Annotated in this window: 11 protein-coding genes; 9 read left to right on the plus strand and 2 right to left on the minus strand. The window is 64.7% G+C overall.

The genetic code is table 11. The features are described from left to right. Entirely contained in the window at positions 1 to 2,004 is a 2,004-nt protein-coding gene (gene tkt / locus AACZ17_RS05145; protein ID WP_290740499.1) for a transketolase, read from the minus strand. Positions 2,005 to 2,188: 184 nt separating this feature from the next. On the opposite strand from tkt, the gene AACZ17_RS05150 reads away from it, so the two are divergent. The 9 genes from AACZ17_RS05150 (at position 2,189) to ruvX (ending at position 10,816) form a co-directional block, all read left to right on the plus strand. Further along, positions 2,189 to 3,205: a metalloregulator ArsR/SmtB family transcription factor gene (locus AACZ17_RS05150; RefSeq protein ID WP_339637848.1), complete on the plus strand. Its 1,017-nt coding sequence runs from the start codon at positions 2,189 to 2,191 to the stop codon at positions 3,203 to 3,205. Continuing rightward, positions 3,202 to 4,356 carry a methionine adenosyltransferase gene (gene metK, locus AACZ17_RS05155; protein WP_290740505.1) on the plus strand — a complete coding sequence of 385 codons (1,155 nt, stop codon included), beginning with the start codon at positions 3,202 to 3,204 and terminating at the stop codon, positions 4,354 to 4,356. The genes AACZ17_RS05150 and metK overlap by 4 nt, the downstream gene beginning before the upstream one ends. A gap of 517 nt (positions 4,357 to 4,873) precedes the next feature. Continuing rightward, positions 4,874 to 6,265: an adenosylhomocysteinase gene (ahcY, locus tag AACZ17_RS05160; RefSeq protein WP_290740508.1), complete on the plus strand. Its 1,392-nt coding sequence runs from the start codon at positions 4,874 to 4,876 to the stop codon at positions 6,263 to 6,265. 7 nt (positions 6,266 to 6,272) lie between these two features. After that, entirely contained in the window at positions 6,273 to 7,100 is an 828-nt protein-coding gene (gene metF / locus AACZ17_RS05165) for a methylenetetrahydrofolate reductase [NAD(P)H] (protein ID WP_290740510.1), read from the plus strand. A 9-nt stretch (positions 7,101 to 7,109) separates the two neighbouring features. Continuing rightward, positions 7,110 to 7,847: a 16S rRNA (uracil(1498)-N(3))-methyltransferase gene (locus AACZ17_RS05170; RefSeq protein WP_290740513.1), complete on the plus strand. Its 738-nt coding sequence runs from the start codon at positions 7,110 to 7,112 to the stop codon at positions 7,845 to 7,847. Between the two features lie 78 nt (positions 7,848 to 7,925). Beyond that, positions 7,926 to 8,879 carry a glutathione synthase gene (gene gshB / locus AACZ17_RS05175; RefSeq protein ID WP_290740516.1) on the plus strand — a complete coding sequence of 318 codons (954 nt, stop codon included), beginning with the start codon at positions 7,926 to 7,928 and terminating at the stop codon, positions 8,877 to 8,879. Between the two features lie 12 nt (positions 8,880 to 8,891). Further along, on the plus strand, positions 8,892 to 9,737 hold the full coding sequence (locus tag AACZ17_RS05180) for an energy transducer TonB (RefSeq protein ID WP_290740519.1): 846 nt from the start codon (positions 8,892 to 8,894) through the stop codon (positions 9,735 to 9,737). 52 nt (positions 9,738 to 9,789) lie between these two features. Beyond that, on the plus strand, positions 9,790 to 10,374 hold the full coding sequence (locus AACZ17_RS05185) for a YqgE/AlgH family protein (RefSeq protein ID WP_290740522.1): 585 nt from the start codon (positions 9,790 to 9,792) through the stop codon (positions 10,372 to 10,374). Then, the gene (gene ruvX, locus AACZ17_RS05190; RefSeq protein ID WP_290740525.1) at positions 10,367 to 10,816 is read left to right on the plus strand and encodes a Holliday junction resolvase RuvX; all 450 of its coding nucleotides are present in this window, start codon (positions 10,367 to 10,369) and stop codon (positions 10,814 to 10,816) included. The genes AACZ17_RS05185 and ruvX overlap by 8 nt, the downstream gene beginning before the upstream one ends. A gap of 15 nt (positions 10,817 to 10,831) precedes the next feature. On the opposite strand, the gene AACZ17_RS05195 is transcribed toward ruvX, so the two are convergent. After that, the gene (locus AACZ17_RS05195) at positions 10,832 to 11,971 is read right to left on the minus strand and encodes a PilT/PilU family type 4a pilus ATPase (protein ID WP_290740528.1); all 1,140 of its coding nucleotides are present in this window, start codon (positions 11,969 to 11,971) and stop codon (positions 10,832 to 10,834) included. Between the last annotated feature and the right edge of the window lie 6 nt (positions 11,972 to 11,977).

Genomic DNA, 11,977 nt, shown 5'->3' on the forward strand with positions numbered 1-11,977 from the left:
TCAGTCTCCCGACAGGACCTCGTCTGCGGCAGCAACCACGGCATCCACCGTGAAACCGAAATACGCCATGAGATCCGCGGCCGGCGCAGACTCACCAAAGCTGGTCATGCCGACGATGCGCCCATCGAGGCCGACGAACTTGTACCAGTAGTCGGCGTGGGCGGCCTCTACGGCGACCCGTGCCAGCACATCGCTGGGCAGTACTGCCTCGCGGTAGGCGGCATCCTGCTCCATGAACAGCTCTGCACAGGGCAGCGACACCACGCGCACACGACGTCCTGCCGCCGCGAGACGCTCGGCGGCCTCCACGGCGAGCTGCAGCTCCGAACCGGTGCCGATGAGGATCAGCTCGGGGTGCCCCTCACAGTCCACCAGGGTATAACCACCGCGGGCGATAGCCGCCACCTGGGCCGGGGTGCGCGCCTGGTGGGCCAGGTTCTGGCGCGAGAAGACCAGGGCGGTGGGGCCCGCCGTGCGCTGCAGGGCAGCGCTCCAGGACACCGCGGACTCAACGGTATCGCAGGGCCGCCAGGTGTGCAGGTTGGGTGTCGCGCGCAGGGCGGTAAGCTGCTCTACCGGCTGGTGCGTCGGGCCATCTTCGCCGAGGCCGATGGAATCGTGTGTGTAGACGAAGATGCTGCGCAGCTTCATCAGGGCCGCCATGCGCACGGCGTTGCGCGCATATTCCATGAACATGAGGAAGGTCGCGCCGTAGGGCACGAACCCGCCGTGCAGGGCAACGCCGTTCATGATGGCGGACATGCCAAACTCGCGCACGCCGTAGTACACGTAATTGCCGGAGGCGTCCTCCCGGGTGATGCCCTGCGCGCCTTGCCACAGGGTCAGATTGGAGCCGGCGAGATCCGCCGAACCGCCGAGCAGCTCCGGCAGTAGCGGGCCGAAGGCGCTCAGGCAGTTCTGTGATGCCTTGCGCGAGGCGATGCTCTGGCCCTCGGCCTGGCACTGGTCTATCCACGCCTGGGCGCGGGCCGGGAACTCCGCCGGCAGCTCTCCCGCCAGTCGGCGGCGGAGTTCCGCCGCCTCTTCGGGGAACGCCGCTGCGTAGGCGGCCATGCTCGCCTCCCAGGCCTGCTCCCGCGTTGCACCCGCGGCCCGCGCGTCCCAGCCGCCGTAGATCGCCTCGGGGATCTCGAAGGGGGCATGCGTCCAAGCCAGGGCCTCGCGGGCCGCGGCAATTTCGTCCGCGCCGAGGGGAGCGCCGTGGCAGGATTCCTTGCCCTGTTTGTTCGGCGCACCCTTGCCGATGATGGTCTTGCAGCAGATCAGCGTGGGCATACCCTGTTCGGCCCGCGCGGTTTCGATCGCCTGGCGCACCTCCTCCGGGTCGTGGCCGTCCACACGGGGGATCACCTGCCAGCCATAGGCACGGAACCGTGCCGGTGTGTCATCGGTGAACCAGCCCTCCACCTCGCCGTCAATGGAGATGCCATTGTCGTCATAAAACGCAATCAGCTTGCCCAGGCCCAGCGTGCCGGCGAGGGAGCAGGCCTCATGGGAAATACCCTCCATCAGGCAGCCGTCACCGAGGAAGGCATAGGTGTAGTGATCGACCACGGTGTGTCCGGGGCGGTTGAACTGCGCCGCCAGCACTTTCTCGGCAAGCGCCATGCCGACCGCGTTGCTGATGCCCTGGCCCAGCGGCCCGGTGGTCGTCTCCACCCCCGGGGCATAACCGTACTCGGGATGCCCCGGCGTGCGGCTGTGCAGCTGGCGGAAATTCTGTAACTCCTCCATGGGCAGCTCGTACCCGCTGAGGTGCAACAGCGAGTAGATCAGCATCGAGCCGTGGCCGTTGGACAACACAAAGCGGTCGCGGTTGGGCCACTGTGGGTTCGCCGGATTGTGCTGCAGGAAGTCGTTCCAGAGGACCTCGGCGATATCTGCCATGCCCATCGGCGCACCGGGGTGACCACTGTTGGCGCGCTGGACAGCATCCATACTGAGGGCACGAATGGCGTTGGCGAGTTCAAGGCGGGATGGCATTGGCATGCTCCGTGGGCTGGGCGCTGGGGCCGGTGAACAAAGGGGCGCTATTTTCGCGTAAGCAGCGGCCTACGGCAAACAAATCACCAACATATTGCGCGCCAGTGCGCCCGGCCGGAACGGATTGGCAATCTATATCAATTATTTTTGATATAGATTGCAGGGCCTGCTACACTCCGCCGCCATGCTACTTGCAAGCACACAATCCCCTGCGCGCGATACCAGCCCTGACGCGCGCATCGAGTCCCTGGCCAACCTGTGCAAGGCCAGCGCAGATCCCCTGCGCCTGCAGATCCTCCGAGTGCTGCGCAACGACTCCTTCGCCGTATCCGAACTCTGTGCCCTGTTTGCGACCCGGCAGCCCGCGCTGAGCCACCATCTCAAGGTGCTCTCCGGCATGGGGCTGGTGGCGTCACGGCGGGAGGGCAATTCCATTTTCTACCGGCGCAGCGAGCTCGGCCAGCAACCCGGCCTGGAGGCCCTGCAGCAGCAGCTCTTCGACGCCCTGGACGCCGTGCCCCTGCCGCCCGTGCTGGAACAGCGGCTGCAGCAGGTGCAGCGCCAGCGGGAGACCAATTCACGCCACTTCTTCCGCGACAACGCACACAAATTCCGCCAGCAGCAGGACCTCATCGCCAGCTACGAGCAATATGCCGACACCGTCGCCCAGGTATTGCGGGATGCGCCGTTGCGCCGCTTCGACACGGCACTGGAAGTGGGCCCCGGGGACGGCGGTTTCCTGCTCACCCTGGCCCCCCGGTTCTACCATGTGGTCGCGCTGGACAATGCCGCCGCCATGCTCGAGCGAGCCCGCGCCACCACGAAAGGCTTGAACAACATTGAATTTGTGCACGGCGACACCGGCCACGAGCGGCTGGCGAGCCTGCAGGCGGACTGCGTCGTGATCAATATGGTGCTGCACCACACCCCGCAGCCCCGGCAGATCCTGCGTGACATCGCCACCTGCCTGGCGCCGGGTGGCGTGGTGCTGGTCACGGATCTCTGCCGCCACGACCAGGCCTGGGCGCGGGAAAACTGCGGTGATCTCTGGCTGGGCTTCGCCCCCGAAGACCTCGCGGCATGGGCCAGCGATGCCGGCCTCAGCGACATTGCCAGCGTTTACCTGGCGCAGCGCAACGGATTTCAGATACAGGTGCGCCTCTTCGGCCACCCACACACAGCAACAGGAACCACGGTATGAGCGAGTACGCGATTTTTACTTCCGAATCAGTGTCCGAAGGGCACCCCGACAAGATGGCCGACCAGATCTCCGACGCCATTCTGGACAAAATACTCGCCGACGATGCCGACGCGCGTGTCGCCGTGGAGACCCTGGTCAAGACCGGCATGGTCGTGATTGCCGGCGAAGTGACCACCAAGACCTACGTTGACCTGGAAGATGTCGTGCGCAACGTGGTGCTGGATATTGGCTACAACAGCTCAAAGGTGGGCTTCGACGGTGCCTCCTGCGCGGTGCTCAACGCCATCGGCAAACAGAGCCCGGACATCGCCCAGGGCGTAGATGCCAGCGATGAAAAGGAGCAGGGCGCAGGTGACCAGGGCCTGATGTTCGGCTACGCCACCAATGAAACCGACACGCTGATGCCCGCTCCGATCTACTACGCACACCGCCTCGTCGAGCGCCAGGCCGAGTTGCGCAAGCACGGCACGCTGCCCTGGCTGCGCCCGGATGCCAAGAGCCAGGTGACCCTGCGCTACGAGAACGGCAAGCCCGTCGGCATCGACGCCGTGGTGCTCTCCACCCAGCACGATGAAAGCATCGGCCAGGCCGACATTCACCAGGCGGTCATGGACCTCATCATCAAGGAAGTGCTGCCCGCAGAGTGGCTCAGCGCCGACACCCGCTACCACATCAACCCCACCGGGGTGTTTATCATCGGCGGGCCCGTGGGCGACTGCGGACTGACCGGACGCAAGATCATTGTCGATACCTACGGCGGCATGGCGCGCCACGGTGGCGGCGCCTTCTCTGGCAAGGACCCGTCAAAAGTCGACCGCTCCGCCGCCTACGCCGGTCGCTACGTGGCCAAGAATATCGTCGCCGCCGGTCTGGCGGACCGCTGCGAGATCCAGGTGTCCTACGCGATCGGGGTGGCTGAGCCGACGTCGATCTCGATCAACACCTTCGGCACCGGCAAGTTGTCTGATGCCAGCATTGTGAAGCTGGTGCGCGAGCATTTCGACCTGCGCCCGAGGGGCATTATCGACATGCTGGATCTGAAGCGGCCGATTTACCGTAAAACTGCTGCATATGGCCATTTTGGCCGCGAAGACGCGGATTTCACCTGGGAGAGAACCGACAAGGCGGAGGTGTTGCGCAGGGCGATGTGACTCGGGCGGGTCAGACGGTCCCGCAGGCGTGAGTCGATAGGACGCTGTTAGGCCGGCGCGGCAGTCGGGCAGGGTTTGCGGGACACGCCGTGAATACGTCCCTGTAGGCTTGGCTGAAACATCCCTGTTTCAGACAGTCCCGCAAACCCTGCCCGACCGCCGCGCCTCACTTGGGTGCCACATCGGGCCCGATGGTGACGTACTGGCGAGGACGTCGATTTAGCAGTTACCCGAGCGGCCCCGCCTGCCCTCCGCCGCGGGGAAGGACCGTAGAGGGCGCCGAACGAAGGCCCCTGCGCAGGGCCTGTAGGCACAGGGATGTGCCGGAAAGCCCCGTCGCGCAGGAAGCGCGTCGGGGCGGGGCCCGGAGCAGGGGCCGCAGTGAGGGCAGCCAACGGCCGCCCGACCGGGCCGCCCGCGGCGGAGGGCAGGTGGGGCCGCACGACAGCGCGCCCAAGCCAGAAACACGAAACACAAACAAGTAGCAATCGAATCAACCAGCAAGAAGGACATGACCATGAGCACAGTGACCAAACTCGACAACAAGCCCGACTACAAAGTCGCCGATATTTCCCTCGCCGACTGGGGCCGCCGCGAGCTCGAGATCGCCGAGACCGAAATGCCGGCCCTCATGGCCATGCGCGAAAAATACCGCGCCAGCCAGCCGCTGGCCGGTGCCAAGATCCTCGGCTGCATCCACATGACCATCCAGACCGGAGTGCTTATCGAAACCCTGATCGAACTGGGCGCCGAAGTGCGCTGGTCGTCCTGCAACATCTTCTCCACCCAGGACCACGCCGCTGCCGCGATCGCCGCGGCTGGCATACCGGTGTTCGCCTGGAAAGGCGAAACCGAGGAAGAGTATGAATGGTGCCTCGAACAGACGATCCTCAAGGACGGCAAGCCCTGGGACGCCAACATGGTGCTGGACGATGGCGGCGACCTGACCGCCATGCTGCACCAGAAATACCCCGCGATGCTGGACCACATCCACGGAGTCACCGAGGAAACCACGACCGGCGTGCACCGCCTGCAGGAGATGCTGGCGCGCGGCGAGCTGAAGATTCCCGCGGTCAACGTCAATGACTCCATCACCAAGTCCAAGAACGACAACAAGTACGGCTGTCGCCACAGCCTGAACGATGCTGTGAAGCGCGGCACCGACCACCTGCTGGCCGGCAAGAAGGCACTGGTCATTGGTTACGGCGACGTGGGCAAGGGTTCTGCGCAGTCGCTGCGCCAGGAGGGCATGATCGTGCGTGTCACGGAGATCGATCCGATCTGTGCCATGCAGGCCTGCATGGATGGCTACGAAGTGGTGTCGCCTTTCATCGACGGCGTCAACACCGGCGCCGCTGACTGCATAGACACGAATGTGCTGGGCAATGTGGATCTGCTGGTCACCACCACCGGCAACTACAACGTCTGCGACGAGAACATGCTGCGCGCCCTGAAAAGCGGCACGGTGGTCTGCAACATCGGCCACTTCGACAACGAAATCGACACCGCTTTCATGCGCCGCAACTGGCAGTGGGAAGAAGTGAAGCCGCAGGTGCACAAGGTCTATCGGGACGACACCCGCAGTGACTACCTGATTCTGCTGTCCGAGGGCCGCCTGGTGAACCTGGGTAATGCGACCGGCCACCCCTCGCGCATCATGGATGGCTCCTTCGCCAACCAGGTACTGGCGCAGATTTACCTCTACGAACGCCGCTTTGCCAACCTGGAGCCGGAAATGAAAGCCGCGGCGCTGCGTGTGGAAGTCCTGCCGAAAAAACTCGACGAAGAAGTGGCTGCACACATGGTGGCGGGCTTTGGTGGCGTCATTACCAGGCTGACCAAGGCGCAGGCCGAGTACATCAACGTCAAGCAGGAAGGCCCCTTCAAGCCTGACAGCTACAAGTACTAGGCGCGCCATGCCCACCATCAGCTTCGAGTACTTCCCGCCCAAGACGGCGGACGGAAAAACAGCCCTGCTGGAGCGGACTACCCCCGCCCTGCAGGCGCTGGACCCCGGTTTCTTTTCGGTCACCTACGGCGCCGGCGGGTCGACACGCGACAGCACCTTCGGCGTGGTAGCGGCATTGCGCGAGCGCGACATTGACGTCGCGCCGCACCTGAGCTTCGGTGGCGACGGTGAAGACACCATCCGCGACCTGCTGCAGCGCTATCGGGAGATGGGCGTGCGTCGTCTGGTGGCCCTGCGCGGCGACATGCCCTCCGGCATGGGGGGCGCCAGCCAGCTGGTGTACGCCAGCCAGCTGGTGTCGTTTATCCGGGAACACACGGGGGACCATTTCCATATCGAGGTGGCTGCGTATCCGGAAATCCACCCGCAGGCTGAAAGTTACGACAGCGACCTGCGCTTTCTCAAGGAGAAGCTGGATGCCGGTGCCAACAGCGCCATCACCCAGTACTTCTACAATGTCGAGTCCTACTTCTACTTCCTCGACCAGTGCGCCGCCATCGGTATCGACAAGCCCATCGTCGCGGGCATCATGCCCATCACCAACTTTGCCAACCTGGCGCGTTTTTCACGCAACTGCGGCGCCGAAATCCCGCGCTGGATATGCCAGCGCATAGAGGGCTTCGGCAACGACCAGGAGAGCATTCGGCAGTTCGGTATCGACGTGGTGACCCAGCTGTGCCAGACCCTGCTCGAAAGCGGTGCGCCGGGCCTGCACTTCTACACCATGAACCAGATAGAGCCGACGCGGCAGATTCGCAACAACCTGGGGCTGTAGGGCGCAGCGATGCGGATACCACGCATTTTCACGGCGCAGGCACTTGCCGGCGGCAGCAGTGTGACCCTGGAGGCCGGCCCCAGCCAACACCTGGCCAAGGTGTTGCGTATGGGCCCCGGCGCGGCGGTCTGCCTGTTCGACGGCAGCGGCAGCGATTTTCCAGCGACCATCCTGGCAGCGGACAAACGCGCCGTGACGGTGATGCTGGAACCCGCGCAGCCCGGTCTGCCGGAGTCCCCGCTGCGTATTCACCTGGGCATCGGTGTCTCGCGCGGGGAGCGCATGGACTGGGTGGTACAGAAAGCCACTGAACTGGGCGTGGCCGCCATCACTCCCCTGTATACCGAGCGCACCGAGGTGCGCCTGCGCGGGGAGCGGGAGGCACGCAAGTTGCAACACTGGCAGCAGATAGCCATCAGTGCCTGTGAACAGTCCGGCCGCAGTTGCCTGCCGCAGGTGTTCGCGCCAGAGACGCTGCCCACCTGGCTGGGCAACTGCACGGACGACCAGCGACTGGTGCTGCACCACCGCGCCGTCGCACTGCCCGCCGCCGCAGCCCCTCCCGCGTCACTGAGCCTGCTGGTCGGGCCCGAGGGCGGGCTCAGTGCAGGCGAAATCGAGGCCGCGGAAGCCGCCGGCTTCCTGCCCCTGGCGCTGGGGCCGCGAGTGCTGCGCACGGAGACGGCGCCGCTGGCAGCACTGGCCATGCTGCAGGCCCGCTGGGGCGATATGCCACTGCCCGGCTAACAGCGCGGGCCGCTGCTGCGCTTGCGCAGGACACACCCATTGCGTACTTTACGGCAACACTATTTGCGGACAGCAGTGATGACCACCAAGATCGGCGTTGTAATGGATCCCATCTCCCGGGTGCAGTTCAAGAAGGACAGCACCCTGGCCATGCTCTGGGCCGCACAGGCCCGTGACTGGCAGCTCTACTACATGGAGCCCGGCGATCTGTTCCTGGAACAGGGCAAGGCCCGCGCCAGCGTCTCGCACCTGACCGTATTCCGTGATCCGGACAGCTGGTACACACTGGGCGACGCACATGTCCAGGACCTTGCCGAACTCGATGCCATTCTCATGCGCAAGGATCCGCCCTTCGACAACGAGTACGTGTACGCCACGTACATTCTCGAGGCCGCAGAGCGGCAAGGTACGCTCATCGTCAACCGCTGCCACAGTCTGCGCGACTGCAACGAGAAGGTGTTCGCCACCCAGTTCCCCCAGTGCTGTCCGCCCGTGCTGGTGAGCAGCAATACCCGACGTCTGAAGGCCTTCCAGACCGAGCACGGCGATGTGATCTTCAAGCCGCTGGACGGCATGGGCGGATCGTCCATTTTCCGGGTAAAACCCGGCGACCCCAATCTGAATGTGATTCTGGAAACCCTGACGGATTTCGGCAGGCGCACGATCATGGCCCAGCGCTTCATTCCCGAGATCTCGGAAGGGGACAAGCGCATCCTGATGATCAACGGTGAACCCATACCCTACTGCCTGGCGCGCGTCCCCTCGGTCGGTGAAACCCGCGGCAATCTTGCGGCGGGGGGCACCGGGCGTCCGCAACCGCTGTCCGCGCGGGATCGCTGGATTGCCGAGCAGGTGGGTCCCAGCCTGCGCGAGCGCGGCCTGTATTTTGTCGGCCTGGACGTCATTGGCGACTACCTGACCGAAATCAACGTGACCAGCCCCACCGGGATCCAGGAAATCGAGCGCGCCTACGATGTCGACATCGGCGGCCAGCTCATGGACTGCATTGCCGCGGAGCTGGCCTCCCGCTAGGGTACGCTGCAGATGTCCGCAACAACCGCTCCGCCGGTGGACAACCGTTTCAGCATCGCGCTGTTCCTGGCGGGGGCCCTGCATCTCATTCTCCTGCTCGGTCTCGGCTTCGACTTCGAGCCACCGACGCCACCGGCGCCCCAACTGGCGATCACCCTCGCCCAGCAGCGCAGTGCACTGACCCCGGAGGACATCACCCACCTCGCCCAGTTCAGCCAGATGGGCAGTGGCGATGCGGCCAACGAGGACCGCATGGGGGGGCGTACCTCCGGTGCACCGGAACAGGCGCAGGCGCGGGAAGCGAGCGATGCGTCGGAGGCGACCCGCGCCGATACCGCGCTGAGCGCGCGCCACAGTCGTGAACAGACCGCTGCAGCGCGCGAGCGGCAACGCGACGCCGTGTCGATGGCGGCCCCCCAACCCGTTGGCCTGACCGCCCGCCTGCAGGACGAGCGCGCCGAACTGGATATCGATGAAGACCGGGACACCCGGTCCAGCGCGCCCCGGGTGCGTCGCCTCAGTGCTGTTTCAGCCAAGGAGGCCATTGATGCGGCCTACCTGCACGACTGGCGCCGGCGTGTGGAGGCGGTGGGCAACCAGTACTACCCGGAGGCCTCCATCCGCTACGGCCTGTATGGCAGCCTGCAGTTGCTGGTCGTGATCAACTACGAGGGGCAGCTGGAGGACATTCGTATCCTCAGCTCCTCGGGTTACGCGGTGCTCGATGAAGCGGCGATGAAAATCGTCCGTATGGCGGCGCCGTTCGCGCCGTTTCCCGCCGCGTTAAGGGCCACTACCGACAAGCTGGAGATCGTCCGGACGTGGCAATTTGAAGAAAACCGGCTAAGCTCAGGGTGAGCGCATCGCCACAAGGGCGATGCGGGTTGCCATGAGGTCAACACCCACTCACATGCCGGTTTCCAGCAACGTCAGCAACAGCGGCGCCTGCCTTCGTGATCACTTCCTGCTGGCCATGCCCAGCCTCAACGAGGGCCTGTTCTCGCACAGCGTCACCTACCTCTGCGAGCACGGTGAGAGTGGCGCCATGGGTCTGGTCATCAACCAGCCCCTCGACCTGAGCGTCGCCGAAATTTTCGAGCACCTGAAAATCCGGCCCAGCCGCGACTTCAGTGACGAACCGGTCATGGCCGGCGGGCCGGTGCAGCTGGATCACGGTTTTGTGCTGCACCGTGGCGCCGGCAAGCACTGGGACGCCAGTCTCACAGTCACTGACGACATCACCCTCACCACATCGCGCGATATTCTCGTGGCGATCGCGGACGGCAGTGGCCCGCAGGAGTACCTGATCGCACTGGGCTACGCGGGCTGGTCTGCAGGGCAGCTGGAAGAGGAGCTGTCCCGCAACAGCTGGCTCACCGTCCCCGCCGACAGCGATATCCTGTTCGCGACGCCCTGGCAGCGCCGCATGTCGGCGGCGGCCGGGGCGCTGGGCATCGACATGAACCTGATCAGTGCGCAGGCGGGGCATGCCTGAACTGCCGCCCGGTGCGCGGGCGGGCAGCAGCACCCTGCTGGCCTTCGACTATGGCCTGCGCCAGATCGGCGTGGCGGTGGGCAACTCCCTGCTCGGCACCTGTCAGCCGCTCTGCGTGCTGCGGGCCCGGGATGGCATACCGGACTGGGAGCAGATCAACACCCTGGTGGTCGAGTGGCAGCCCGGACTGATCGTGGTGGGTGATCCGCTGAACATGGACGGTAGCGTGAGCCCGCTGGCGCTGCGGGCGCGCAAGTTCGCCCGGCGCCTGCACGGGCGCCTGGGAATACCTGTGGAAATGAGTGACGAGCGCCTGACGAGCTACGCGGTGAAGTCCGAACAGCGCGAGCGGGGGCACCGTGGCGACTACCGCGCCGTGCCCGTTGACAGTCACGCCGCAGAATTGATCCTGCAGGCCTGGCTCAACCGGCAGAGCGCCTGAGCTGCGCTGCAGGCGCTACTTGCGACCCATGTGCTTGCCGCGATCCGATTCGTCGAAACTCAGGTCGAGGTCGTCACCACCCGTCGCCTGCCCTTTGTCGAACATCTTGATCATCAGACGCACATCGTTGGCCGAGTCGGCATAGCGGATCGCGTCCTCCCGGCTGATCAGGTTGCTCTTGTAGGCCTGAATCAAGGACTGGTCCATGGTCTGCATGCCCTGCTCCGTGGACTTCGCCATCACGTCCTTGATCAGGTGCACGTCGCCCTTGCGGATATAGTCCTGGATCAGCGGTGAGTTCAGCAGCACTTCCACCACCGGCGTGCGCCCCTTGCCCTCCTTATGCGGCAGCAGTTGCTGGGCCACCATGGCTTTCAGGTTCAGTGACAGGTCCATCCACACCTGGGAGTGCAGGTCGGCGGGGAAAAAGCTCTGGATGCGATCCAGCGCCTGGTTGGCGTTGTTGGCGTGCAGGGTGCAGAGGCACAGGTGGCCGGTTTCAGCGAAGGTCAGCGCCTGGGCCATGGTGTCGGCGGAGCGCACCTCGCCGATCATGATGACGTCCGGCGCCTGGCGCAGGGTATTCTTCAGCGCCACGTCGAAGGACTCGGTGTCGATACCCACCTCGCGCTGGGTGACCAGGCAGTTGCCGTGGTCGTGCATAAACTCGATCGGGTCTTCAATGCTGATGATATGCCCGCGGCTGTTCTGGTTGCGGTAGCCCACCATTGCGGCGAGTGAGGTGGACTTACCGGTGCCGGTGGCGCCGACAAAGATCACCAGGCCACGCTTGGTCATGGCCAGTTCCTTGATGATCGGTGGCAGACCCAGTGCCTCGATCTCGGGGATTTCCGTATGGATGCGGCGAACGACCAGCCCCATGCTGCCGCGCTGCACCAGGGCATTGACCCGGAAGCGGCCGAGCTCCGGCACGGCCAGCGCAAAGTTGCACTCGTGGGTACGCAGGAACTCTTCCTGCTGCCGCTCGCTCATGGTCGACAGCACGATCTCGCGGGTCTGCTCATCGGTATAGCGGGTCTTGCTGATCGGGTAGATCTGGCCGTCAATCTTGATGCTCGGCGGTGCACCCGCCGTGATGAAGCCGTCGGAAGCCTGTTCCTTGACGACCCGTTGCAACAACTCATCAATCAACATGATCCG

The organism is uncultured Haliea sp. (genome assembly GCF_963973825.1).
GTDB lineage: Bacteria > Pseudomonadota > Gammaproteobacteria > Pseudomonadales > Halieaceae > Haliea.

Coding starts and splice junctions, on each gene's coding strand:
- AACZ17_RS05180 (WP_290740519.1), top strand. CDS start 8,892: ATGTCCGCAACAACCGCTCCGCCGGTGGACAACCGTTTCAGCATCGCG.
- ruvX (WP_290740525.1), top strand. CDS start 10,367: ATGCCTGAACTGCCGCCCGGTGCGCGGGCGGGCAGCAGCACCCTGCTG.
- ahcY (WP_290740508.1), top strand. CDS start 4,874: ATGAGCACAGTGACCAAACTCGACAACAAGCCCGACTACAAAGTCGCC.
- AACZ17_RS05150 (WP_339637848.1), top strand. CDS start 2,189: ATGCTACTTGCAAGCACACAATCCCCTGCGCGCGATACCAGCCCTGAC.
- AACZ17_RS05195 (WP_290740528.1), bottom strand. CDS start 11,971: ATGTTGATTGATGAGTTGTTGCAACGGGTCGTCAAGGAACAGGCTTCC.
- metF (WP_290740510.1), top strand. CDS start 6,273: ATGCCCACCATCAGCTTCGAGTACTTCCCGCCCAAGACGGCGGACGGA.
- tkt (WP_290740499.1), bottom strand. CDS start 2,004: ATGCCATCCCGCCTTGAACTCGCCAACGCCATTCGTGCCCTCAGTATG.
- metK (WP_290740505.1), top strand. CDS start 3,202: ATGAGCGAGTACGCGATTTTTACTTCCGAATCAGTGTCCGAAGGGCAC.
- AACZ17_RS05170 (WP_290740513.1), top strand. CDS start 7,110: ATGCGGATACCACGCATTTTCACGGCGCAGGCACTTGCCGGCGGCAGC.
- AACZ17_RS05185 (WP_290740522.1), top strand. CDS start 9,790: ATGCCGGTTTCCAGCAACGTCAGCAACAGCGGCGCCTGCCTTCGTGAT.
- gshB (WP_290740516.1), top strand. CDS start 7,926: ATGACCACCAAGATCGGCGTTGTAATGGATCCCATCTCCCGGGTGCAG.